18 protein-coding genes are annotated in these 23,116 nt (G+C 69.5%); 6 read left to right on the top strand and 12 right to left on the bottom strand.

What is annotated here, in order from left to right; all coding sequences use genetic code 11:
- Window positions 1-130: 130 nt before the first annotated feature.
- The 3 genes from DELCS14_RS00895 to fmdA form a co-directional block, all read right to left on the bottom strand.
- Window positions 131-1,156 (bottom strand): tripartite tricarboxylate transporter substrate binding protein, encoded by a 1,026-nt coding sequence (locus DELCS14_RS00895; RefSeq protein ID WP_013800073.1) that lies wholly within the window; start codon window positions 1,154-1,156, stop codon window positions 131-133.
- A gap of 146 nt (window positions 1,157-1,302) precedes the next feature.
- Window positions 1,303-1,656, bottom strand: coding sequence for a zinc ribbon domain-containing protein (locus tag DELCS14_RS00890; RefSeq protein WP_013800072.1), 354 nt, complete (start codon window positions 1,654-1,656; stop codon window positions 1,303-1,305).
- 17 nt (window positions 1,657-1,673) lie between these two features.
- Entirely contained in the window at window positions 1,674-2,906 is a 1,233-nt protein-coding gene (gene fmdA, locus DELCS14_RS00885; RefSeq protein ID WP_013800071.1) for a formamidase, read from the bottom strand.
- A 364-nt stretch (window positions 2,907-3,270) separates the two neighbouring features.
- Here fmdA and DELCS14_RS00880 point away from each other — a divergent pair, with 364 nt between their 5' ends.
- From DELCS14_RS00880 to DELCS14_RS00865, 4 genes are read left to right on the top strand one after another with little or no spacing between them, the layout of a single operon-like run.
- Window positions 3,271-3,675 (top strand): OB-fold domain-containing protein, encoded by a 405-nt coding sequence (locus DELCS14_RS00880; protein WP_013800070.1) that lies wholly within the window; start codon window positions 3,271-3,273, stop codon window positions 3,673-3,675.
- The gene (locus DELCS14_RS00875; protein WP_013800069.1) at window positions 3,672-4,883 is read left to right on the top strand and encodes a thiolase; all 1,212 of its coding nucleotides are present in this window, start codon (window positions 3,672-3,674) and stop codon (window positions 4,881-4,883) included. The genes DELCS14_RS00880 and DELCS14_RS00875 overlap by 4 nt, the downstream gene beginning before the upstream one ends.
- A 28-nt stretch (window positions 4,884-4,911) precedes the next feature.
- Window positions 4,912-6,069 (top strand): acyl-CoA dehydrogenase family protein, encoded by a 1,158-nt coding sequence (locus DELCS14_RS00870; RefSeq protein WP_013800068.1) that lies wholly within the window; start codon window positions 4,912-4,914, stop codon window positions 6,067-6,069.
- A gap of 5 nt (window positions 6,070-6,074) precedes the next feature.
- On the top strand, window positions 6,075-6,476 hold the full coding sequence (locus DELCS14_RS00865) for a PaaI family thioesterase (protein WP_043795651.1): 402 nt from the start codon (window positions 6,075-6,077) through the stop codon (window positions 6,474-6,476).
- A 152-nt stretch (window positions 6,477-6,628) separates the two neighbouring features.
- On the opposite strand, the gene DELCS14_RS00860 is transcribed toward DELCS14_RS00865, so the two are convergent.
- The gene (locus tag DELCS14_RS00860) at window positions 6,629-7,543 is read right to left on the bottom strand and encodes a LysR family transcriptional regulator (protein ID WP_012202113.1); all 915 of its coding nucleotides are present in this window, start codon (window positions 7,541-7,543) and stop codon (window positions 6,629-6,631) included.
- Between the two features lie 162 nt (window positions 7,544-7,705).
- On the opposite strand from DELCS14_RS00860, the gene DELCS14_RS00855 reads away from it, so the two are divergent.
- The gene (locus DELCS14_RS00855) at window positions 7,706-9,007 is read left to right on the top strand and encodes a CaiB/BaiF CoA-transferase family protein (RefSeq protein ID WP_013800065.1); all 1,302 of its coding nucleotides are present in this window, start codon (window positions 7,706-7,708) and stop codon (window positions 9,005-9,007) included.
- A 594-nt stretch (window positions 9,008-9,601) separates the two neighbouring features.
- Window positions 9,602-11,254, top strand: a complete 1,653-nt coding sequence (locus DELCS14_RS00850; RefSeq protein ID WP_013800064.1) for a methyl-accepting chemotaxis protein — start codon at window positions 9,602-9,604, stop codon at window positions 11,252-11,254.
- Here DELCS14_RS00850 and DELCS14_RS00845 read toward each other — a convergent pair whose 3' ends face one another.
- The 8 genes from DELCS14_RS00845 to DELCS14_RS00810 form a co-directional block, all read right to left on the bottom strand.
- Window positions 11,255-12,253: a porin gene (locus DELCS14_RS00845; protein WP_012202110.1), complete on the bottom strand. Its 999-nt coding sequence runs from the start codon at window positions 12,251-12,253 to the stop codon at window positions 11,255-11,257.
- 319 nt (window positions 12,254-12,572) lie between these two features.
- Complete coding sequence (locus tag DELCS14_RS00840; protein ID WP_043795648.1) at window positions 12,573-13,985, bottom strand: hypothetical protein; 1,413 nt, start codon at window positions 13,983-13,985, stop codon at window positions 12,573-12,575.
- Between the two features lie 22 nt (window positions 13,986-14,007).
- Window positions 14,008-15,072 carry a homocysteine S-methyltransferase family protein gene (locus tag DELCS14_RS00835; RefSeq protein WP_013800062.1) on the bottom strand — a complete coding sequence of 355 codons (1,065 nt, stop codon included), beginning with the start codon at window positions 15,070-15,072 and terminating at the stop codon, window positions 14,008-14,010.
- 233 nt (window positions 15,073-15,305) lie between these two features.
- The gene (locus DELCS14_RS00830; protein WP_012202107.1) at window positions 15,306-15,989 is read right to left on the bottom strand and encodes an XRE family transcriptional regulator; all 684 of its coding nucleotides are present in this window, start codon (window positions 15,987-15,989) and stop codon (window positions 15,306-15,308) included.
- A gap of 53 nt (window positions 15,990-16,042) precedes the next feature.
- Entirely contained in the window at window positions 16,043-17,128 is a 1,086-nt protein-coding gene (locus tag DELCS14_RS00825) for a membrane protein (protein WP_013800061.1), read from the bottom strand.
- A gap of 61 nt (window positions 17,129-17,189) precedes the next feature.
- On the bottom strand, window positions 17,190-18,344 hold the full coding sequence (locus tag DELCS14_RS00820; RefSeq protein WP_013800060.1) for an FAD-dependent oxidoreductase: 1,155 nt from the start codon (window positions 18,342-18,344) through the stop codon (window positions 17,190-17,192).
- A gap of 151 nt (window positions 18,345-18,495) precedes the next feature.
- The gene (locus DELCS14_RS00815; protein WP_013800059.1) at window positions 18,496-19,929 is read right to left on the bottom strand and encodes an efflux transporter outer membrane subunit; all 1,434 of its coding nucleotides are present in this window, start codon (window positions 19,927-19,929) and stop codon (window positions 18,496-18,498) included.
- Entirely contained in the window at window positions 19,922-23,116 is a 3,195-nt protein-coding gene (locus DELCS14_RS00810; protein WP_013800058.1) for a multidrug efflux RND transporter permease subunit, read from the bottom strand. The genes DELCS14_RS00815 and DELCS14_RS00810 overlap by 8 nt, the downstream gene beginning before the upstream one ends.

Raw genomic sequence — 23,116 nt, 5'->3', positions numbered from 1 at the left:
CGGGGTTGTTTTTCTGGATACCGAAGGCAAGCCTAAGCAGGCCATAGCGGCCCGCCTATGCGCGATTGCGAAAGGCGGGGTTGCAGCGCTGCGAAGCCGGGTTTGTCCCGACTGCGGCCCGCCGCCGCGCTCAGTCCGCCTGGATGCCGGCCACCTTGACCACCTGGGCCCATTTGCGCAGCTCGCTGCTCAGGCGCTCGCGCATCTGCTGCTGGGTGCCGGGGTCGGCCTCGGCGCCCGCCGTCAGCAGGCGCTGGCGCACGGCGGCATCGCGCAGCGCGGTGTTGAAGTCGGCGTTGATGCGCGCCAGCACGGCGGGCGGCGTGCGGGCCGGCGCAAACAGCGCGGCCCAGGAATAGGCCTCGTACTCGGGCAGGCCCGACTCGGCAATGGTGGGCACCTCGGGCAGCATGGCCGAACGCTGGCGGCTGGCCACGCCCAGCACCTTGATGCGGCCGGACTTGATGTGCTGCAGCGCGCTGGGCGCATCGGCAAACATCAGCTGCACCTGGCCGCCCAGCAGGTCGTTCATGGCCGGCGCGCTGCCCTTGTAGGGAATGTGCTGCAGCTTGATGCCTGCATGCATGTTGAACAGCTCACCGGCCAGGTGCGTGCCGCCGCCATTGCCCGAGGAGCCGAAGCTCAGGCCGTTGCCGGACTTGGCCAGCGCGATCAGCTCGCGCACATTGCTGGCGGGCACCGAGGGATGGGCCACCAGGAAGACCGGGAACATGGCCGCAAAGCTCACGGGCGCGAAGTCACGCTCTATGTCGTAGGTCATCTTCGGCTGCAGCGCCGGGTTCACCGCATGGTGGATGGAGCCCACGAACAGCGTGTAGCCGTCGGCGGGCTCCTTGGCCGCAAGGGCCGCGCCCACCATGCCGCCGGCGCCCGCGCGGTTGTCCACCAGGTTGGGCTGCTGCCAGATCTCGCCCAGCTTCTGGGTGAAGGCGCGCGCCGTGGTGTCCACGGGACCGCCGGGCGGAAAGGGCACGATGAAGCGCACGGGCCGCGTGGGCCAGGCATCGGCCGCATGGGCCACCCGGGCTGCGGGAAACAGGCTGCTGGCAGCCAGCGCGCCGCCGGCGGACAGCAGGCGGCGGCGCTGCGACGAAAAGGAAGACGGGCAAGAGGATGGGAAGGAAGACGGGGGCATGGCGAAACTCCGGGCAACGGGCGGCGGCTTGCCGCGCGGCCCATTCTGGGCAAGCCGACCTGCGCCGTGTTTCGCGAATGTGGAAGGCGCGCTTCCAGGGCTCCCAAGCGGTGGAAACCCTGGGAAGCGGTCCACTCCGCTGCAGCCTAGTGGCTGATCATCCAGGGCCGCCGCGAGGGCGCGGACTTTGCGCCGTTGGGTGCCGTCACCGTGGCGCTGCGCCGGCCCGATCCGCAGCAGCCGCAGCCTGCCGGGTGCTTGAAGCGCGCATAGCCATGGTCATAGTCGCGCGAGCTGGCGGGCTCGTGGCGCGCGCGCTCGTTGGTATCCATGGCGCGGCGCGTGCCGTCGGCCATCAGCGCCAGCCGGGGCGCGGCGGCCAGCACGCGCGCAGCAGCCGTGCCGCAGCCGGGGCAGGCCGCGGGCTCGTCGCGCAGGCGCAGCGGCCGCAGGGCCTCGAAGCCGCCGCATTGCACGCAGTCATAGTCGTAGGTGGGCATGGGCGGGCTCCTTGGCGTCAGCGCAGGTCGGGGGACAGGGGCATGTCGATGCTGCCGTCGAACTGGACGACCGGCCCCGCCGCGTTGGGGTTGATGTCGAAGTCGAAGATGCCCGTGGGCAGCCACAGCGTGGCGCAGGAGTTGGGCACGTCCACCACGCCGCTGATATGGCCCTGCACGGGCGCCGTGCCCAGGATGGAATACGCCTGGGCGCCGCTGTAGCCGAATTTCTTCAGGTATTCGATGGCGTTCAGGCAGGCCTGGCGGTAGGCCACGTTGACATCCAGGTAGTGCTGCCTGCCGCTCTCGTCCACCGAGATGCCCTCGAAGATCAGGTAGTCGTCATAGCGCGGCGTGATGGGGCTGGGCTTGAAGATGGGGTTCTTGATGCCGTACTTGGCCATGCCGCCCTTGATGAGGCTGACCTTCATGTGCACCCAGCCGGCCATCTCGATGGCGCCGCAGAAGGTGATCTCGCCGTCGCCCTGGCTGAAGTGCAGGTCGCCCACGCTCAGGCCGGCGCCGTCCACATAGACGGGGAAGAACACCTTGGCGCCGCGCGAGAGGTCCTTGATGTCGCAGTTGCCGCCATGCTCGCGCGGCGGCACGGTGCGCGCGCCTTCGGCGGCGGCCTTGTCGCGGGCCTCGCCGCGCATCTGGCCCATGTGGGCCGTGCCGGCCGACGGCGGGTTGGCCAGGCCGGGCACGCGTTCGGGGTCGGTGGCGATGAGGGCGCGCTCGCGCTCGTTCCACATCTCCAGCATGGGCCGGTCAGGCAGGCAGCCGATGAGGCCGGGATGGATGAGGCCGGGGAAGTTCACGCCCGGGATATGGCGCGAGCTGGTGAACATGCCCTTGAAGTCCCAGATCGATTTCTGGGCCGAGGGGAAATGGTCGGTCAGGAAGCCGCCGCCATTGTTTTTGGAGAAGAAGCCGTTGAAGCCCCAGAGGCTGTCGGGCTTGGCGCCGATGTCCAGCAGGTCCACCACCAGCAGGTCGCCGGGCTGGGCGCCCTTCACACCCACGGGTCCGGACAGGTAGTGCACCGTGGTCAGGTCGATGTCGCGCACATCGTCGGCGCTGTCGTTGTTCTTGATGAAGCCGCCGGTCCAGTCGTAGGTTTCCAGGATGAAGTCGTCGCCGGGCTGGACCCAGCAGGCCATGGGAATGTCCGGGTGCCAGCGGTTGTGGACTCTTTCGTTGTCGGTGGGCGGGCGGTTCAGGTCCACCTTGATCAGCGTATCCGTCATGTGCAAAAACCTCCTGGGTGGGTGGGGATCGACAGCGGAGAACGGGCCGGGGTGCGGCGCGCCATTGCCGGCCTTCCTGTGGCGCCACACTGTGCCAAAGCAGCGGCGCGCCCTCGGTGCACCGGCAGGCGGCGCAGGGCGGGTATGAAGAAAAGGCCGGGAATGCATAAACACCATAGCAGCCGTGCCCGCCGGCCCGCCTAGGCAGCAACCCTGGGTTGACAGCCGGGCGCCGGCACTGGTGAAGCCACCCTTCCAGATTGGCGAATTGAAGCGGCCCCGCGATGCGGGCATGCTGGCGGACAGCCGCTGCGCCCGCGTGCCGGGTGCAGCGCCAAGAACACCGAGAACGGAAACACCGCCCATGCACCTGAGCGCACAGACCCACTACCAGGCCGAACTCGATGCCGGCCGCTTCTGCATACAGCAGTGCCCGCAATGCACGCGCCATGTCTTCACCCCGCGCGAGCTGTGCCCGCACTGCGGCGCCAGCCCGCTGCGCTGGGTGCGCGCCAGCGGCCAGGGCACGGTCTACTCCACCAGCACCGTCGCGCGCAAGAGCGATGCCGGTGGTGACTACAACGTGGCCCTGATCGACCTGGACGAAGGCGTGCGCATGATGGGCCGCGTCGAAGGCATTGCGCCGGCCGACGTGCGCATAGGCCAGCGCGTGAGCGCCCATGTGGCGAGCAAGGACGGACGCGGCCTGGTGCTGTTCCAGCCCGCGCTGCAACCGGCTCCACAGGCTTCCCAAGGGGGTGCAGCATGAACACCCGCATCCCCCAATCCACCCTGGACGCCGCCGCCGTGAACCGCCCGCTGCGCGGGCGCGTGGCCATTGCCGGCGCCGCCACCTATGGCTGCGGCGAGGCGCCCGGCATGGACGACATGACCCTGCTGGTGCGCGCCGCCCATGCGGCCGTGGCCGATGCGGGCCTGACCATGCAGGACATCGACGGCCTGGCCACCTGCAGCGTCAACGCCAGCATGTGGACCATGCCGGTGATCGAGCACCTGGGCATCAACCCGACCTATGTGGACGGCACGATGATCGGCGGCAGCAGCTTCATCGCCCACCTGCTGCCCGCCATCCGCGCGCTGGAGGCCGGCCAGTGCAAGGCCGTGCTGGTGTGCTACGGCAGCGCCCAGCGCTCGGCCACCTTCGGCCGCAAGGAAGGCCAGGCGGCGCGGCGTTTCCTCGACCCGCAGCCCTACGAGTTCCCCTATGAGCCCGTGCTGCCCGTGACCGCCTATGCGCTGGCGGCCGCGCGCCACATGCACGAGTTCGGCACCACGCGCGAGCAACTGGCCGAGGTGGCCGTGGCCGCGCGTGCCTGGGCCCAGCTCAACCCCGAAGCCTTCATGCGCGACCCGCTGACCATCGAGGACGTGCTCTCGGCCCGCCCCATCGCCAGCCCCTTGAGCGTGCGCGACTGCTGCCTGGTGACCGATGGCGCAGGCGCCATCGTGCTGGTGCGCGGCGAGCGCGCCCGCGACCTGCCGCGCCCCCCCGTCTACGTGCTGGGCAATGCCACGGCCATCTGGAACCGCCAGATCTCCTGCATGCCCGACCTCACCACCACGGCCGCCGCGCAGTCGGGCGCCCAGGCCTTTGCCATGGCGGGGCTCACCGCTGCCGACATGGACATGGCCCAGGTCTACGACGCCTTCACCATCAACACCCTGCTGTTCCTGGAGGACCTGGGCTTTTGCGCCAAGGGCGAGGGCGGCGCCTTCGTGTCCAAGGGCGGTATCGCGCCCGGCGGGCGGCTGGCCGTCAACACCAACGGCGGCGGCCTGTCCTGCGTGCACCCGGGCATGTACGGCATCTTTGCGCTGATCGAGGCCGTGCGCCAGCTGCGCGGCGAGGCCGGCCAGCGCCAGCTGGGACGCCACCGCACGGCCGTGGTCCATGGCAATGGCGGCACCCTGTCCAGCCAGTCCACGGCTGTGCTGGGTACGGCCGAAGCGCTTTGATTCCGTAGAGAGAAGAAAGAACACCGCAATGATCCGCGACCAAGAAACCCTCGAAGCCCTGCTGGACAGCGTGCGCCGCTTTGTGCGCGAGCGCCTGGTGCCCGCCGAGAACGAAGTGGCCGAGACCGACGAGATTCCCGAGTCCATCGTGCAGGAGATGCGCAACCTGGGCCTGTTCGGCATGACCATCCCCGAGCAGTTCGGCGGGCTGGAGCTGACCATGGAGGAAGAGGTGCGCGTGCTCTTCGAGCTGTGCCAGACCGCGCCGGCCTTCCGCTCGGTGATCGGCACGACCGTGGGCATAGGCTCTCAGGGCATCCTCATCGACGGCACGCCCGAGCAGCAGGCGGCCTGGCTGCCCAAGCTGGCCACGGGCGAGATCATGGCCTCGTTCGCGCTGACCGAGCCCGAGGCGGGATCGGACGCGGCCTCGCTGCGCACCACCGCCATCAGGGATGGGGACCACTACGTGGTCAACGGCAACAAGCGCTTCATCACCAACGCGCCGCATGCGGGCATGTTCACGCTGATGGCGCGCACCGACCCGGCCAACAAGGGCGCGGGCGGCGTCTCGGCCTTCATCGTGGATGCGAAGTCGCCAGGCATCAGCTTCGGCAAGAACGACGTGAAGATGGGCCAGAAGGGTGCGCACACCTGCGACGTGTTCTTCGACAACGTGCGCGTGCCGGCGGCCAACCTCATCGGCCTGAAGGAAGGCCAGGGCTTCAAGACCGCCATGAAGGTGCTGGACAAGGGCCGCATCCACATCGCGGCCGTGAGCGTGGGCGTGGCGCAGCGCATCCTGCGCGACGCGCTGAACTATGCGCTGGAGCGCAAGCAGTTCGGCCAGCCCATCTGCGAGTTCCAGCTGGTGCAGGCCATGCTGGCCGACAGCCAGGCCGAGCTGTATGCGGCCGAGTGCATGGTGATCGACGCCGCGCGCCGCCGCGACGAGGGCCGCAACGTCTCCACCGAGGCCTCGTGCTGCAAGATGTTCGCCACCGAGATGGTGGGCCGCGTGGCCGACCGCGCCGTGCAGATCCTGGGCGGCTCGGGCTACCTGGCCGAGTTCGGCATCGAGCGCTTCTACCGCGACGTGCGGCTGTTCCGCCTGTACGAAGGCACGACACAGATCCAGCAGGTCATCATCGCGCGCAACATGGTGCGCGAGGCGCGCGCCGCATGAGCCGCATGAGCGCACCGGCCCCCGACCGCAATGCCTTCATGCGGCTGATCGGCGCCTCGCAGGTGCCCGCGCCGCCCGGCAAGGTCCATGTGCGCCTGCCCCACATGCGCGAGGAACTGCTCAACCAGCTGCCCGCCGCGCACGGCGGCGTGCTCATGACGCTGCTGGACTCCGTGATGTCGCGCGCCGCGGGCGAGCTGCCCGGTGCGCCATCGCAGACCGCCGTGACGGTGGAGATGAGCAGCCGCTTCCACCGCCCGGGCAAGGGCGCGCTGCTGGCCGAAGGCTGGGTGGTGCACGCCAGCCGCAGCCTGTGCAGCTGCGCGGCGCAGTTGCTCGATGAAGACGGAAAGCTCGTGGCCACGGCCACCGGCACTTTCAAGTACTGGCTGGCACCGACGGTATGAACACCCCCTGAGCGGCTACGCCGCTTCCCCCTCTCTCGCTTCGCGGGAGGGGGACGACGCCCTCGCTGCGGGGCGGCCCTTGCTCGGCGTCTCGCGCTTGGAACACGCCAGTTGCGTAGGCCGTGCGCAAGCACTGAATAGTTGAGTCCAAGCTACTCCAGCGTGAGCCGGCCCTGTGCGTCGGCCACCAGCAGCTCCACCAGCTCCTGGGCGAAGGACGGCAGGGCCTCCAGGCTGCGCACGCAGATCTGCATCTCGCGCACCGACCAGGCATCGGACAGCGGCACGATGGCGATGTCCATGGAATGCGCATGGCGGCTGGCGGCCGATTCGGGCAGCACGCCCACGCCCACGCCGGACTCGATCATGCGGCAGGCCGTCTCGAAGTTGCCCACCTGGATGCGCTGCTTGATGGGCCGGTGCAGCTGGTCGCTGGCCTGGCGCAGGAAGGCGTGGATGGCGCTGGATTCGTGCAGGCCCACATGGTCCAGGTCCAGCGTGTCGGCAAAGGCCATCTGCATCTCGCCATCGAGCGCATGGCCGCGCGGCACGACCAGCACCAGGCGGTCGCGGCGGTAGGGCAGGGTCTCCAGGTTCTCGGTGCGCACCAGGCCGGCGACGATACCGATGTCGGTCTGCCCCTCGGTCACGGCACGCACGATGTCGTGCGACAGGCGCTCGCGCAGGTCGATGTTCACGTCGGGATTGCGGCGCAGGTAATGGCGCAGCACGGGCGGCAGGAACTCGCCCAGCGAGGTGGTGTTGGCAAACACCCGCACATGGCCCTTGATGCCGCGCACGTACTCCTGCATGTCGCCGCGCAGATGCTCGATCTGGCCCAGCACCATGCGCGCATGGGTGACGAAGGCCTGGCCCGGCGGCGTCAGCGTCACGCCCTGGCTGGTGCGGTACAGCAGCTTGGTGCCGATGCTCTCCTCCAGGTTCTTGATGCGGGTGCTGGCCGCCGGCAGGGAGATGAAGGAAAGTTCCGCGCCACGCGTCATGCTGTTGGCGTCGGCGATGTGCACCATAAGGCGCAGATCCACAAGATCGAAATGCATGGCCATCCGGCATTGTAGAAAGCCGCAGGCTCCGGCACTGAGCCGCGCGCGTCAGTACAAACCGCAGTGCCGGCCCGTGCGCGAACGCGCGCTTTCACAAATGCGAAGCCGCAGCAGGCCCGCGCGCCGTAGCATGGGCCCATCTGCCCGGGATAGCCGCCTCAGCCCATGAACCACACAGAAACCCCCTCCCCCAGCCCCATCAACAACACGGCCACCCAGACCGCAGGAGCGCTGGGCCATCTGCGCGTGCTCGACCTCTCGCGCGTGCTGGCCGGCCCCTGGTGCACCCAGAACCTGGCCGACATGGGGGCCGACGTGATCAAGATCGAAAAGCCCGGCGAGGGCGACGACACGCGCCACTGGGGCCCGCCCTTCTTCCCCGATGCGCAAGGCAATCCCTCGGACAACGCCGTGTACTTCGCGGCCTGCAACCGCAACAAGCGCTCGGTCACCGTGGACATGGCCACGGCCGAGGGCCAGCAGCTGATCCGCGAACTGGCCATGCAAAGCGATGTGGTGGTGGAGAACTTCAAGACCAGAGGCCTCAAGCGCTACGGCCTGGACTACGCCTCGCTGAGCGCGCTGAACCCGCGCCTGATCTACTGCTCGGTCACGGGCTTCGGACAGACCGGGCCCTATGCGCCGCGCGCCGGCTACGACCTGCTGGTGCAGGCCATGAGCGGCCTCATGAGCATCACGGGCCGCGCCGACAGCGAGCCCGGCGGCGGCCCGCTGCGCGTGGGCGTGGCCGTGATCGACCTGTTCACCGGCATGTATGCGACCACGGCCATCCTGGGCGCCGTGGAGGCGCGCCACCACACAGGCCGGGGCCAGCACATCGACATGGCCTTGCTGGACGTGGCCATGGCCGTGCTGGCCAACCAGGGCGCGGGCTTCCTGAACACCGGCCATGTGCCGGGCCGCCAGGGCAACACCCACCCCAGCGTCGTGCCCTACCAGGACTTCCCCACGGCCGACGGCCGCATGCTGCTGGCCATAGGCAACGACGGCCAGTTCGCGCGCTTTTGCGGGGCGGCCGGCGTGGACTGGGCGCGCGACGAGCGCTTTGCCACCAATGCCGGCCGCGTCATCCACCGCGATGCGCTGATCCCGCTGATGGCCGAACTCACGCGCGGCCGGCCCACGGCCGAGTGGATCGCGCTGCTGGAGGACAAGGCCGTGCCCTGCGGCCCCATCAACCACATCGGCCAGGCCTTCGACGATGCGCAGGTGCGCGCGCGCGGCCTGCGCGTGGAGCAGGAGCGCTATCCGGGCGCCACGCCGCCTGCGGGCGAGACCATCAACCGCGTGGTGACCACGGCCAGCCCGCTGCGCCTGTCGGACACGCCCACCACGCTGCGCCATGCGCCGCCGGCCCTGGGCCAGCACACGGACGAGGTGCTGCGCGAGCGCCTGGGCCTGGATGCGCAGCAGCTGCAGGCCCTGCGCGGCAAGGGCGTGGTCTGAGCGACTGGCGACAGACGCCGGTCGCCTTGATGCGCTGAAGTTTCCGATGCCTTGAAACCGGCCATCCGCAGACGCGGATGGCTTGGCTGCGGGCCTGCAAACGGCTTTTAGGACACGTCCTATCCAAAATCAGATGGTGGGCATCCTCATCCTCAGACGGTGCGGAAATAATCCCCACCACAGATGCAGATAGCCACTTTTTCCCTGTCCGAAGTCCCTAGGACAACTACCCGCAATGCCCGCCCCCAGCGCGCGGCAGCCGCCGCCGAACGCCTGGCTGCAGCGGGTATCCGCTTGCCAAACGGTGCAGGCGGATGGTTCGCAATCCTCTGCATCTTCCCCGCTGCTGCGGCATGCCCGCGAAGCGCCCGCCGCAGCGCAGGCGCACGGACAGGGCCTGTGCCATGAGGCCCCGCATCAAGGGCCGCATCTGCCGGACCTCGGGCTGGTTCCCCCCCTGAGCGGGCACTGCGGCCCTCGTTTTCTCTTTCGCTGATACCCGTTCCACCTTGCTCTGCACGGCAGGCAAGGTGCGCCCTGCTGCACGCCTTTTTCCCCCTTGCCGTTCAAGGGACACGCCTACAGGACTTCGCCATGCAAGCCTTTCGCAATCTCAAGATCTCCTCCAAGCTGCTGCTGGCCTTCGTGGCCGTCCTGGCGCTGACCACCTTCGTGGGCCTCTATGCCGTGCTGCAGCTCAGCCGGATCAACCAGGCGTCCATCGATATCGCCACGCGCTGGATGCCTTCATCACGCATGTTGCTCGACATCCGCGCCACCACGGCCCGCTACCGCGTCAACGAGCTGCAGTACCTGATATCCACCAGCGAGCAGGACATCGGTGCCTTCGACAGGATCATGGGCGAGCTGTGGAAGAAGACCCAGACCAGCTACGACAACTACGCCAGCTTCATCAGTTCCGCGCCGGAGAAGGCCGCCTACGACGAACTGGGCCGGCTGCGCAACGAGTACGCCAAGGAGCACGCCATGGTCATGGCCCTGGCGCGCAATGGCCGCAAGGACGAAGCCCTGGTGCTGGCCCAGGGCGAATCGCTGGAGCTGAGCCGGCGCCTGTATGACCAGATCGACCGCATGGTGCAGATCGACCACGAAGGCGGACAGCAGGCCAACGACCATGCCAACGCCCTCTACCGCAGCGCACGCATCTGGGTGGTCGGCCTGCTGGGAGCCAGCATTTTGCTGGGGCTGGCCCTGGCGCTCACGCTGGCGCGCATCGTGGCGCGTCCGCTGAACGAGGCCCTGGGCGTGGCCCAGGCCGTGGCCGAAGGCGACCTGACGCGCCGCATCCAGGCCACCACCACCGACGAGACAGGCCAGCTGCTGCACGCACTGCACCGCATGGACCAGAGCCTCATCCACATCGTCCGGCAGGTGCGCAGTGGCACGGACTCGATCGCCACGGCCTCCAGCCAGATCGCCTCGGGCAACAACGATCTTTCGGTGCGCACCGAGCACCAGGCCAGCTCGCTGGAAGAAACCGCTGCCTCCATGGAGCAGCTCACCGTCACGGTGCGTCAGAACACCGACAACGCGCGCCAGGCCAACCAGCTGGCGGCCTCGGCCTCGGCCGTCGCCCAGCAAGGCGGCGAGGTGGTCTCCCAGGTGGTGGACACCATGGGCGCCATCCATGCCTCCTCGCGCAAGATCGCCGACATCATCGGCGTGATCGACGCCATCGCCTTTCAGACCAACATCCTCGCGCTCAACGCGGCCGTGGAAGCGGCCCGCGCGGGCGAGCAGGGCCGTGGGTTTGCCGTGGTGGCTGCCGAAGTGCGCGCCTTGGCGCGGCGCTGCGCCGATGCGGCCAAGGAGATCAAGCTCCTCATCGAGGACTCCAACGGCAAGGTCAGCACCGGCTCTGCCCTGGTCGCCCAGGCCGGGCAGACCATGCAGAACATCGTCAGCAGCGTGCGCAACGTGACCGACATCATGGGAGAGATCACGGCCGCCAGCGTCGAGCAGACGGCGGGCCTGGAGCAGATCAACCAGGCCATCTCGCAGATGGACCAGGTCACCCAGCAAAACGCCGCCCTGGTCGAGGAAGCCGCCGCCGCCGCCCAGTCCCTGCAGGAGCAGGCCTATGGCCTGCAGCAGGCCGTGAGCGTCTTCAAGCTGGAGCAAGGCCTGGAACTCACCGCCCTGCCCGCCACCCCTCAGCCCATGCCGGCTCCAGGCCTGGCCAGGATCACCAGCGCTGCCCAGTCAGGCCGCTGGGAAGCGCATTGATCAGAAGGAATGGGCCATGCCCACGCCGAAGGCCGTGCGCGAGCTCTGGTTCTCGTAGCGCTGGTGTCCCAGGCTGGTGTAGAGCATGGTGCGCTTGGACAGCGCGTACTCGGCGCCCAGCGACAGCATGTTGTTGGTATCGCGGTCCAGGCGCTGGCGTGCATAGCTGGCCTTGAGCGTGGTCGCACCGATGCCGTAGGTGGCGCCCAGCGAGACCATGCGCGACTTGTCGGGCCCCGTGCCGGGCGTGCCCGACTTGCTGCGGTCATAGGCCAGCATCACCGCTGCCGTGCCGATGCGGTACTTGCCGCCCATGTACAGGTCGGTGTCGCCGCTGCCGTTGCGCTCGTGCGCCAGCATGGCCGCCACCGCGCCCTGGTCGTAGTTGACCGACACCGAGCGCGCACGGCCCTGGCGGCCCGGCGCCTCGGTGCGCTCGGGCGAGGCGCTCAGGTGCAGCGAAAAGCCGCCGAACTTGGGCGAGTCGTAGAACACGCCGTTGGACATGCGGCCGTACTCGGGCGAGCCGTTGTTGCTGGCGCGGTCGGTCGGCGTCAGGTAGTGGGCCATGTGCCAGGCCGGCGAGGCGATGCGGTTGAAGTTGCCCCAGGGATCGAACTGCCACTCCTGGCTCCACATGGCGCTGAGCGCGCGGCCCAGGCGCAGATGGCCCCAGCTGCCCTGCAGGCCCACGGTGGACTCGTCATGCCAGAAGGGCTTCTTCGGATAGTCCTCGGTCAGGCCCGTGTCCAGGTCGAAACGCGTGCTCAGCCGGAAGGTGGCCTTCAGGCCACCGCCCAGGTCCTCGAAACCGGCAATCGCCAGGTTGCTGCGCTGAATCGTGCCCAGCTTGCTGGTCTTGTCGAAATCCCGGAACACGCCAGCGTCGAGATAACCGCTGATGGTGACGTTGGAGCCTGTGGCAGATGACTGGGCAGCCACCGGCAGGGCAGCCGCAACGGCGAGAGAAGCAAGGGTCAAGCGGGAGGTACAACGCATCCTGAACGGGTTCCTGGAAATGAAAGATGGCACAACACCGGCGCGGCCCGGGGGCATGCGCAAACGGCGACGGGGGTTGCCACGACAGAGGTGGCTGGAAGGTGCGCGGCGGGCTGGTGGCTTGCAGCGACTTGGAGGCAGCCAGGATGCAGATCGCAGCATGATCGCTGCACATTCATTGCACATCCCGGCCAAAGACGTCATCCGCGCAGATGGCGAACGACAGCCGGCATTATGAAAGCTGGGGCCGGCGATGACCACGCCACCGTCAGGCCCGGTCAGTTTCGTAGCGTGGCGGCCCCGGGCCGGGGCCAGGTCGTCAGCGGCTGCGCTCGGTGCGCGACACGTCCCAGAGACGGTTCATCTCGCTGCAAAAAGGCTGGGCGCAGGGCGCGCGGCCCTCGTACTGGCAGCCTTCGGTGGTGCAGAAATGCGACTGGTGCTCGAAGGCGCGGCGCTCGCGCGGCAAAGCGCCCGAGGCCTGGGCCGCCGCCATGTGCAGCCAGGGATCGTTGCGCTGCTGCAGCATCTGCTGCACCTCCTGCGCGAACGCGGGCGACAGCGAAGCCACCGAGGCCAGGCCGGCCGGCGACGCCATGGCGCCGCCCGGCTGGCGCAGCGGCTGCAGCTCCAGCAGCAGCAGGGCGCTGGTGCGCAGCGCATCGGCGCCACGCGGCTGCACCACCACGGCCACCGGCCCCGAGGCCAGCGATTGCAGCGAGGCATCCAGCGGCAGGCGCAGGCCCGGCTCCGTGGCCTGCGCGCCCGCCAAGGGCAGCGCAGCGCCCGCAGGCAGTGCCGCCGCCGTGAAAGGGGCCGCACCCGGCGCGGAAGCCGATGCGGCCGCCAGCGCCATGGCCGCGCCCTGCGCCTGGGCCCAGGCCTGGGGCACCTGCAGGCTCAGCGTGAAGCCGCGCTCGCCCTGGGGCGTCAGCAGCGTGCCCTGCTGCACCCACCAGCTTTGCAGCGCGGGCAGGGTCTGGGTGGCGCCGCCTGCAACACCTCCAGGCGCGCTGGCACCGGCCTGCGGCGCCAGTCCCGATCCGGCCAGCAGCGCATCCACCACCTTGGCCTTGGCGGTTGCCACGGCCAGCGTCACTGCGGCAGCAGCGGGCTGCAGGGAGGCTGCGGCCTGCAGTGCAGACGAGGAAGACGCCGCCTGCGGCGCAGCGCCGGCCTGGGCAGAGGCTGATGTTCCCGTCTGCGGACTCTGGGATGGCTGCGCTTGCCCTCCGGCCGGCGCTGTACCTGCCGCTGCACCCGCTGTCGTGCCGGCGGCCAGCGCCTGCAGCAAGGCCGCCGAACCCGGCTGGGCTGCCAGCAGTTGCAGGGCCTGGCCCTGCTGGGTACCTACTTGGGCCAGCAAGGCCTCCAGCAGCCGGCCCAGCGCCTCGGACACGCCGCTGGCCGGCCACTGCGGCGCGGGCGCGCCGGGGCTGGACTGGACCTGGCGCGCCAGCTGGGCCACCAATTGCTCGAAGGCCTGCAAGCGCAGGCTTTGCAGCATCTCGGGCGACCAGCGCACGGCCGTGGCCGCTGGCGGCATGACGGGAACGGAGGGTGAGGCGGATGACGCGGGGGAAGCGGGTGACGCGCGCGAAGCCGGCGCCACCGCAGCGGACGGAGCCTGTGGCGCCACCGGCGCGCCAGCGGCCGGGCCGGGCACAGGCGCCGACACTGGCAGCGGCAGCCCTGCGGCTGGGGACGGGACGGGCGGCAGCGGCGAACTCATGTCAGAGGCTCCGCCCGGGCCATCAGGCCGATTCCGGGTAGAACAGGCGGCGCGTGGGCGTGCTGCCCACGGCCTTGGCGATGGCGCCGATGTGGTCCGGCGTGGTGCCGCAGCAGCCGCCCACGATGTTGACCAGGCCTTCGGACGCGAATTCGTGCACCAGGCGGCTGGTGACTTCGGGCGTCTCGTCAAAGCCCGTGTCGCTCATGGGATTGGGCAGGCCGGCGTTGGGGTAGCAGCTGATGAAGGTCTCGGGCGCGGCCTTGTTCAGTTCCTGGACGTAGGGGCGCATCAGCGCCGCGCCCAGCGCGCAGTTCAGGCCGATGGACAGCGGGTTGGCATGGCGCACGCTGTGCCAGAAGGCCGTCACCGTCTGCCCGGACAGGATGCGGCCCGAGGCATCGGTCACCGTGCCGCTGATCATGATGGGCAGGCATTCGCCGCTTTGCTCGAAGGCCTCGTCCACCGCGAACAGCGCGGCCTTGGCGTTGAGCGTGTCGAAGATGGTCTCGACCAGGATGACGTCGGAGCCGCCCTCGATCAGCGCCAGCGTCTGCTCCAGGTAGGCCTGGCGCAGCTGCTCGAAATTCACGTTGCGCGCGCCCGGATCGTTCACGTCGGGGCTGATGCTGGCCGTCTTGGGCGTGGGGCCCAGGGCGCCGGCCACGTAGCGCGGATGGCCGGGCGTGCTGTACTTGTCGCAGGCCGCGCGGGCCAGTTGGGCGCTCTTGAGATTCATCTCGCGCGCCAGATCGGCCATGTGGTAGTCGTCCTGCGCAATCGTGGTCGCGCCGAAGGTGTTGGTCTCGATCAGGTCAGCGCCGGCGGCCAGGTACTTCTCATGGATGTCGCGGATCACGTCGGGGCGGGTGAGCGACAGCAGCTCGTTGTTGCCCTTGACGTCATGCGGGAAGTCCTTGAAGCGGTCGCCCACGCTGCCGGGGCCCGTGTAGCCCTGGCCCCGGTACTGGGCCTCTCCCAGCTTGAAGCGCTGGATCATGGTGCCCATGGCGCCGTCAAGAATGACGAGGCGCTTGGCAAGGATGGTGGGAAGCTCTTTGGCGCGGGTGTACTGGGGCAGGCTCATGGGCAGCGATTGTAGGAACTACGGGGCGGCCGTGCCGGGCACGAGGATTCCCCCAGAAAAACGGCCTGCGCCCCAAACAAGAGGCGCGACCTATGAAACTAGCGCACCTCCACGCCAGAGACACCGAGGAAGGGCCTATGCCGGCCGCGCCGCCCCGCACCGAGGGTGTCGTCCCCCTCCCGCGTAGCGAGAGAGGGGGAAGCGGCGCAGCCGCTCAGGGGGTGCTAACCATTTCAGGTGCAGACAGAGACGACTTGAGCCGGCTGGCGGCTCAGGCTCACATACACATGGCCCACGCCGCTGTCGAAATAAGCGGCCTCGTGGCGGCCCAGCTCCACCGATTCGCCGTTCTCGAACAGGATGCGCACCCGGCCCGAGAGCACCATCACGAACTCCTGGCCCGCATGGCGGATGGTCTCCGAGAATTCGCCGGCCTCGCGCGCATTGATCACGGCCACCAGGGGCTGCATCTTCTTGCCCGGGAAGGCGCCGCACAGCACGCTGTAGAGGTACTGGTCGGTCTCGTAGCGCTGCACGTCCTCGAAGCAGTCCTTGACCACGGTGGGCGTGTCGCCGGCCGCCTGCTGGGCGTCCCCGACCATGAACAGCCGTGTCATGTCGATGTCCAGCGCGTTGCCCAGCATGAGCACCTTCTCGTAACTCAGCGCGATCTGGCCGCGCTCGGCCTTGGAGATGGTGGACACGGCCAGCCCGCTGCTTTCGGCCACCTGCTGCAGCGTCAGGCCACGCTCCTTGCGCGCCTTGCGCAGCTTGGCGCCCACTTCGTGCTTGCCCGCAGGCATGGCGGCGGCCGTGCGGGCGCCCGGCAGCACGGCGGCGAGGACCTGGTCTGGCGTGGGGAGAGTGCTGGACCTGGGGCTGGACCTGGGGCTGGATCTGGTGCGGGGGCTGGGCATGAAGCGGGCGATCGGGGCTGGCGACCGCCCGATTCTAGGGTCAGGCCCGGCCGTCAGGCGCCGCGCAGGCCGGCCCCGGGCGCCTGCCTGCGGCCCATGCGCAGCCAGCCCACCAGCGCGCAGGCCATGAGGGCGAAGCCGATGTAGCCATAGACCGGGTAGACCATGCCCACCAGCGTGATGAAGCCCGCGAAGCTGCCGCCCAGGGCCAGCACGCCCGCCACGCCCGTGCCCCAGCGAAAACGCGGCGTGCCGGCCGGCAGGATGCGGGCCACGAAGGCATAGAGCATGCCCACGGCCGTGTTGAGGATCATGCCGAAGATGACCAGCGACATCAGGTGCCCCAGCCAGGGCGAGATCTGCGTGGCCAGCGACAGCATGGGCATGGACAGGCCGCCCAGCGTGTCCATGCGCCAGTACATCGCGGCCGCGATCATCAGCATCAGCAGGCCCAGCAGCAGCCCGCCCGCCACGCCGCCCCACAGCGCCACGCGGCGCGAGCTGGCCTGCCCGCCCATGATCACCAGAAAGGGCATGCCCGCCACCACGTTGTAGGAGACATAGAGCAGCGCGGCCACCAGCCAGTGGCCCGCGCCCCGGGGCTGGGTGGAGGCGGCGGCTTCCAGCGCGGCCATGTCGCCGTGGGGCGTCAGCAGCACGTAGCCGGCGACCACCACGGTCATGAACACCAGCAGCGGCGTGACGGCGCCGATGAAGGCGATCACCCGGCCCACGTCCAGGCAGACGATGAGCACCGTGGCGACGGTGGCCAGCACGCTGCCCCAGACCTCGGGCAGGCCCAGCCACTGGTGCAGCAGCGAACCCGCGCCCGCCAGCATGACCACGGTGATGGCAAACAGGAAGAAGGTGATCAGCACATCGAACACCATGCCCACATGCCGGCCCAGAAGGGCCTGCACCACTTCCTTGTGCGAGCCGGCCTGCAGGCGCTGGCCCATGGTGGAGAACGCCATGGACAGGAAGACGAAGGCCAGGGCCGCCACCAGGCAGCCTGCCAGGCCGATGGCGCCAAAGCCCGCGAAGAACTGCAATATCTCCTGCCCCGAGGCGAAGCCCGCCCCGACGATGACGCCGACGAAGGCGCCGGCAATCCTGCTCACTTCCTTGAATGCACCCATGCCTGTCTCCTTGGATTGTTGTGTGTTGCGGGGGCTGAAAAGGTGAAAAAGCGATGACGGGTCAGGCCGCGAAGCGCGCCGGACTCAGCCGCAGGGCATCGACGCCTTGGGCCAGCAGCTCGGCGGGCAGCGGCTCGCGCATCAGCAGTGCGGCCGCGGCGGCCGAGGCGCCAGCTGCCGTCTGTATGCCGTAGCCGCCCTGCCCGGCCAGCCAGAAAAATCCCTCGCGCTGCGCATCCCAGCCGATCACGAAGTCGTCGTCGGGCGCAAAGCTGCGCAGCCCGGCCCAGACATGGCGCGGCCGGCGTATGCGCAGGCGGGTCAGTGTCTCGATGCGGTCTATGCCCATGGCCACGTCCAGCTCCTCGGCCACCACGTCGTGCGGCGGCACGGGATCGGCATTGGCGGGCGAGCCCAGCAGCTGGCCTGCATCGGGCTTGAAGTAGAAGCTCTCGTCCACGCCGATCACGGCAGGCCAGCCGTGGATGTCCTCGCCCTCAGGTGCGGCAAAGGTGAAGGCCGAGCGGCGCCGGGGCTCGATGCCCAGCGGCCGCGCGCCGCACAGCCGGGCCACGGCATCGGCCCAGGCGCCTGCGGCATTGACCACGGCGCGGGCACGGACCTGCGACCCGTCCTGCAGCACCAGGGTCCACAGGCCCTGGCCATCACCATCCACCTCACGCTCGGCGCCCGACAGTTCGGCGCCGCAGCGCAGCCGTGCACCGGCACGCGCCATGCCGCGCAGAAAGCCCTGGTGCAGTTCGGCCACGTCGATGTCCATGGCGTCCAGGTCATGCACGGCGCCCACGAGCAGGCTCTCCTGCAGGCAGGGCACCAGGGCGCAGGCCTGGCGCGCGTCGATGCGCTCGGCGCGCAGGCCGTCGCGGCGGTACATGGCCAGGGCCTCGTCCAGCTGGGGTTCCTGGCCGGCCGTTCCTATGTAGAGCACGCTGCGCGGCTGCAGCAGCGCGTGCTCGCAAAAACCTTCGGGCGGCGCGCTGTAGAAGCCACGGCTGGCGCGTGTCAGCGCGCGTATCTGCGCGGTGCCGTAGCTCTCCATGAACATGGCGGCCGAGCGGCCCGTGGCGTGGTATCCGGGCTGCGGCTCGCGTTCCAGCACCACCACCGAGGCGCCACCCCCGGCCAGCCGCCAGGCCACCGAGGCACCGGCCATGCCGCCACCGATCACCGCGAAATCCAGAACCTGGCTTTCCATCATCCATCGCTCCATTTTTTTCCAATGAGAAAATTATCCGATAAGAAAAAAATGAGGCAAGCCCCTGGTCCTCGTGGTTTTCACCGGGGGCGCCGCACAAGAAAAAAGGGACGGCGCCTGGCCGTCCCTTGTGGCAATGCGCGCCGCACGCTCAGGCCGGCGGCAGCTTTCCGTCCCAGCCACCGGCCAGGGCCTGGTACAGCGCCACGGCGGCGCGCAGGCCGCGCGCACGGCTGTCGGCGGCCGCGTCCTGGGCCGCATACAGGTCGCGCTGCGCATCCAGCACTTCGTACAGGCCCACGCTGCCCAGGTGGTAGCGGCGCAGCGCCAGTTGCTCGGCACGCTGGCGCTGCTCGGCGGCCTGGGCCAGGTGGGCGTCTTCGCTGCGCGTGCGCTGCAGGCGCACCAGGGCGTTCTCCGTGTCCTCCAGCGCCAGCAGCACGGTCTGCTGGTACTGGGCCAGCGCAGCCTGGGCGCCGGCCTCGCTGGCCGCGATGCGCGCCCGCACGCGGCCCACGTCGAGAAAGGACCAGTCCACGCCCAGGAACACGCTGCTGCGGGCGCTGGCGCCCTCGAACAGCGCGCCGCCGTGCAACGCCGTGCTGCCCAGCAGCCCGCCCAGCGACAGGCGCGGGAACAGGTCGGCCGTGGCCACGCCGATGCGTGCCGTGGCCGCATGCAGCCGTGCCTCGGCCACGGCCACGTCCGGACGCCGGCGCAGCAGGCCGGCCGGCGTGCCCGGGTCGATGGCCGGCGGCAGCTGCGGCAGGGCGGCAGGCACATCCAGCGCGGCAATCAGCGCCTCGGGCACCTGGCCCGTGAGCACGGCCAGCCGGTGCTGCGCCATGGCGATCTGCGCCTGCAGCGCGGGAATGCGCGAGCGCGTGGCCTCCAGCTGGGCCTGGGCACGCGCCAGGTCGAACTCGGTGCCGCTGCCGTGCGCCAGGCGCAGCTGCACCAGGCGCAGCGTGTCCTGCTGGTTGGCCGCATTGGCCTGCGCCAAGGCCAGGCGCTGCTGCCAGCCGCGCAGGTCGGCGTAGCTGCCCGCCACCTGGGCCGCAATGGCCACCTGCAGGGCCGCCAGGTCGGCCGCATCGGCGCGCAGGTCGGCATGCCGCGCCTCGATGCTGCGCCGCACGCGGCCGAACACGTCGATCTCCCAGCTGGCGGCCAATCCGGCGGTGTAGCTGCGCTGGCTGCGCGGCCCGTAGAAGGCCTCGCTCTCGCTGAGCTTTTGCTGCGTGGCCCGGCCCGACATCGTGACCGTGGGCAGCTGGTCGAAGCGGCTTTCGCGCAGCAGCGCCTGGGCACCGTCCAGCCGCGCCAGCGCCACCTGCAGGTCCTGGTTGTCGCCCAGCGCGCGCTCCACCAGCTGCGTCAGCTGCGGGTCCTGGAACTGGCGCCAGAAGGCGGCATCGGGCTCGGCCTGGGGGGTGGCCGGTGCAGGCTCGGCCCGCGCGAACTGCGCTGCGGCCCGCGGCGCCGCAGGCGCCTTGAAGTCGGGGCCGACCGCGCAGCCGCCCACCAGGGCGGCGGATGCCAGCGCCAGCGCGTGGCGGCTCAGGGACTTGCGGATCTCAGGCATGTGGGGACTCCAGGGAGGCGGGCTGGGCAGGCCCGGTGGAATGCGCAGGCGCATGCCCCGTCAGCGCGCGGCCCGAAAGCCGGCGCAGCGTGACGTAGAACACCGGCGTGAGGAACAGGCCGAACAGGGTCACGCCCAGCATTCCCGAGAACACCGTCACGCCCGTGGCCGCGCGCACCTCGCTGCCCGCGCCGCCACCGATGAGCAGGGGCACGGCACCCGCGATGAAGGCGATCGAGGTCATGACGATGGGCCGCAGCCGCAGGCGGCAGGCCTGCAGCGCGGCATCGACGATGCCCACGCCGCGCAGCTCCAGCTCGCGTGCGAATTCCACGATCAGGATGGCGTTCTTGCAGGCCAGCCCCATCAGCACCACCAGCCCTACCTGCACGAAGACGTTGTTGTCGCCGCCGGCCAGCCAGACGCCGAACAGCGCCGCGCAGATGCACACGGGCACGATGAGGATCACGGCCAGCGGCAGCGTCCAGCTTTCGTAGAGCGCGGCCAGCACCAGGAAGACCAGCATCACGGCAATGGCGAAGACCACGGCTGCGGCGTTGCTCTGCTCCACCTGCTGGTAGCTCAGGTCGGTCCAGGCCAGCTCGATGCCGCGCGGCAGCGTGCGCTGCGCGATCTCCTGGAGCTTGGCCAGCACCTCGCCCGAGGACAGCACGCGCGGGTCGGAGTCGCCGATCAGATCGGCCGCCGGAAAGCCGTTGTAGCGCAGCACCGGGTCGGGGCCGAAGCTGGGCACCACGGTGACCATGGAGCCTATGGGCACCATCTCGCCGCGCGCATTGCGCGTGCGCAGCCGCGCGATGTCCTCCACGGTCTGGCGGTGGTCAGCGTCGGCCTGCAGCATCACGCGCCAGACGCGGCCGAAGGCGTTGAAGTCGTTGACGTAGACCGATCCCAGGTAGGCCTGCAGCGTCTGGAACAGGTCGGTCAGCGCCACGCCCTGGGCCTTGGCCTTGGTGCGGTCCACCTTGACTTCCAGCTGCGGGATGTTGGACTGGTAGCTGCTGACCGGGTAGGTCATGCCCGGCGTTTTGGCGATCTCGGCCTGGAAGGCCTGCAGCGCCTGCTGCAGCGCCGCGTAGCCCAGGCCCGCGCGGTCCTGCAGGAACAGCGAGTAGCCCGAGCCGTTGCCCAGGCCCTGGATGGGCGGGGGCATCAGCGCATAGGCGAAGCCGCCCTCGATCTGCGAGAACTTGGCGCCCAGCTCGGCATTGATGGCCTCGGCGCTGCGCGTGCGCTCGCCGAAGGGCTTGAGCATGATGTAGGCGCTGGTCAGGTTGGGCGTGGTGGTGGACTGCAGCGCGTTGAAGCCCGCGAAGGCGGCGACCATGTCCACGCCTTCCACGCTTTTGGCGGCATCGACCATCTGGCGCGTGACCGCATCCGTGCGGTTCAGCGAAGCCCCCTCGGGCAGCTTGGCGCCGCCGAACAGGTACAGCTTGTCCTGCAGCGGGATGAAGCCGCCCGGCACGGCCTGGAACAGCACGGCCGTGCCCGCCAGCAGCGCCGCATAGACCGCGAACACCAGGCCCCGGCGGCGCAGCGAATGCCCCACCGAGTTCTGATAGCCGTGGGCGCTGCGGTCGAAGAAGCGGTTGAAGGGCCGGAAGAGCCAGCCCAGGCCGCGGTCCAGCCCGCGCGCCAGCGGATCGCGCGGCGCGCCGCGCGGCTGCAGCAGCTTGGCCGCCAGCGCGGGCGACAGCGTCAGCGAGTTGATGGCCGAGATCACCGTGGAGATGGCAATCGTCACGGCGAACTGCTTGTAGAACTGACCCGTCACGCCGCTGAGAAAGGCCATGGGCACGAAGACCGCGCACAGCACCAGGGCGATGGCGATGATGGGGCCCGAGACCTCCTTCATCGCCAGGTGGGCCGCCTCCAGGGGCGTGTGCCCTTCCTCGATGTAGCGCTCCACGTTCTCCACCACGACGATGGCGTCGTCCACCACGATGCCGATGGCCAGCACCAGGCCGAACAGGGTCAGCGTGTTGATGGAGTAGCCCAGCAGGTACAGCCCCGCGAAGGTGCCGACGATGGACACGGGCACGGCCAGCAGCGGGATGATGGAGGCGCGCCAGGTCTGCAGGAAGACGATGACCACCAGCACCACAAGGATGACGGCCTCGATCAGCGTGCTCTGCACCGCCTTGATGGAGTCGCGCACGAAGACCGTGGGGTCCCAGACCGTCTCGAAGGCCACGCCCTCGGGCAGGTCCTGGGACAGCTTGTCCATGGCCGCGTAGACCTGCTCGGCCACGCCCAGCGCATTGGCGCCCGGCGACAGGAAGATGCCCACGGCCGCCATGTTCTTCTTGTCGCTCCACGAGCGCAGCGTGTAGTCGCTGGCGCCCAGCTCGATGCGCGCCACGTCGGCCAGGCGCACGACCTGGCCGTCCGCGCCGCCCTTGAGCACGATGCTGCCGAATTCCTCGGGCGTCTTCAGCCGCCCGCGCACGTTGATGGACAGCAGCTTGTCCGCGCTCTGCGGACTGGGCTGCGCGCCCAATTGCCCGGCCGAGACCTGGATGTTCTGCTCGCGGATGGCGGCAATCACCTCGGGCGCCGTGAGCTGGCGCGCGGCCACCTTGTCCGGGTCCAGCCACACGCGCATGGCGTAGTCGCCCGCGCCGTAGATGCCCACGTCGCCAATGCCCGGAATGCGCGCCAGCACGTCCTTGATCTTGAGCGTGACGTAGTTGCGCAGGTACAGCGCGTCATGCTGGCCGTCCTGGGACACCAGGCCCACGTACATCAGCGGCGTGGACGACTGCTTTTGCGTGGTCACGCCGAACTGGCGCACCTCCTCGGGCAGACGGCTCTGGGCCTGGCTGACGCGGTTTTGCACGCGCACGGCGGCCGTGTCGGGGTCGACGTCGGGGCGGAAGGTGGAGACCACCTGCAGGCTGCCGTCGGACGCCGCGACCGACTTCATGTACATCAGGCCTTCGACGCCGTTGATGGCCTCCTCCAGCGGCACGGCCACCGACTCGGCGACCTCCTTGGGATTGGCGCCCGGATAGGTGGCGCGCACCACCACGCTGGGCGGCACGACCTCGGGATACTCGCCCACGGGCAGCTGCGGAATCGCGACCAGCCCCACGGCGAACAGGATGATGGAGAGCACGACCGCGAAGATCGGCCGGTCTATGAAGAATTTGGAGAAGTCCAT

The sequence above is a fragment of the Delftia sp. Cs1-4 genome (assembly GCF_000214395.1).
Taxonomy (GTDB): Bacteria; Pseudomonadota; Gammaproteobacteria; order Burkholderiales; family Burkholderiaceae_C; genus Comamonas; species Comamonas acidovorans.
Note: the sequence above shows the minus strand (reverse complement) of the source record. Positions and strands in the feature narration are given on the sequence as shown.

Coding starts and splice junctions, on each gene's coding strand:
- DELCS14_RS00890 (WP_013800072.1), bottom strand. CDS start 1,656: ATGCCCACCTACGACTATGACTGCGTGCAATGCGGCGGCTTCGAGGCC.
- DELCS14_RS00825 (WP_013800061.1), bottom strand. CDS start 17,128: ATGGGTGCATTCAAGGAAGTGAGCAGGATTGCCGGCGCCTTCGTCGGC.
- DELCS14_RS00855 (WP_013800065.1), top strand. CDS start 7,706: ATGAACCACACAGAAACCCCCTCCCCCAGCCCCATCAACAACACGGCC.
- DELCS14_RS00815 (WP_013800059.1), bottom strand. CDS start 19,929: ATGCCTGAGATCCGCAAGTCCCTGAGCCGCCACGCGCTGGCGCTGGCA.
- DELCS14_RS00865 (WP_043795651.1), top strand. CDS start 6,075: ATGAGCGCACCGGCCCCCGACCGCAATGCCTTCATGCGGCTGATCGGC.
- DELCS14_RS00880 (WP_013800070.1), top strand. CDS start 3,271: ATGCACCTGAGCGCACAGACCCACTACCAGGCCGAACTCGATGCCGGC.
- DELCS14_RS00840 (WP_043795648.1), bottom strand. CDS start 13,985: ATGAGTTCGCCGCTGCCGCCCGTCCCGTCCCCAGCCGCAGGGCTGCCG.
- DELCS14_RS00845 (WP_012202110.1), bottom strand. CDS start 12,253: ATGCGTTGTACCTCCCGCTTGACCCTTGCTTCTCTCGCCGTTGCGGCT.
- DELCS14_RS00810 (WP_013800058.1), bottom strand. CDS start 23,116: ATGGACTTCTCCAAATTCTTCATAGACCGGCCGATCTTCGCGGTCGTG.
- DELCS14_RS00870 (WP_013800068.1), top strand. CDS start 4,912: ATGATCCGCGACCAAGAAACCCTCGAAGCCCTGCTGGACAGCGTGCGC.
- DELCS14_RS00820 (WP_013800060.1), bottom strand. CDS start 18,344: ATGGAAAGCCAGGTTCTGGATTTCGCGGTGATCGGTGGCGGCATGGCC.
- DELCS14_RS00830 (WP_012202107.1), bottom strand. CDS start 15,989: ATGCCCAGCCCCCGCACCAGATCCAGCCCCAGGTCCAGCCCCAGGTCC.
- DELCS14_RS00850 (WP_013800064.1), top strand. CDS start 9,602: ATGCAAGCCTTTCGCAATCTCAAGATCTCCTCCAAGCTGCTGCTGGCC.
- DELCS14_RS00895 (WP_013800073.1), bottom strand. CDS start 1,156: ATGCCCCCGTCTTCCTTCCCATCCTCTTGCCCGTCTTCCTTTTCGTCG.
- DELCS14_RS00860 (WP_012202113.1), bottom strand. CDS start 7,543: ATGGCCATGCATTTCGATCTTGTGGATCTGCGCCTTATGGTGCACATC.
- DELCS14_RS00835 (WP_013800062.1), bottom strand. CDS start 15,072: ATGAGCCTGCCCCAGTACACCCGCGCCAAAGAGCTTCCCACCATCCTT.
- fmdA (WP_013800071.1), bottom strand. CDS start 2,906: ATGACGGATACGCTGATCAAGGTGGACCTGAACCGCCCGCCCACCGAC.
- DELCS14_RS00875 (WP_013800069.1), top strand. CDS start 3,672: ATGAACACCCGCATCCCCCAATCCACCCTGGACGCCGCCGCCGTGAAC.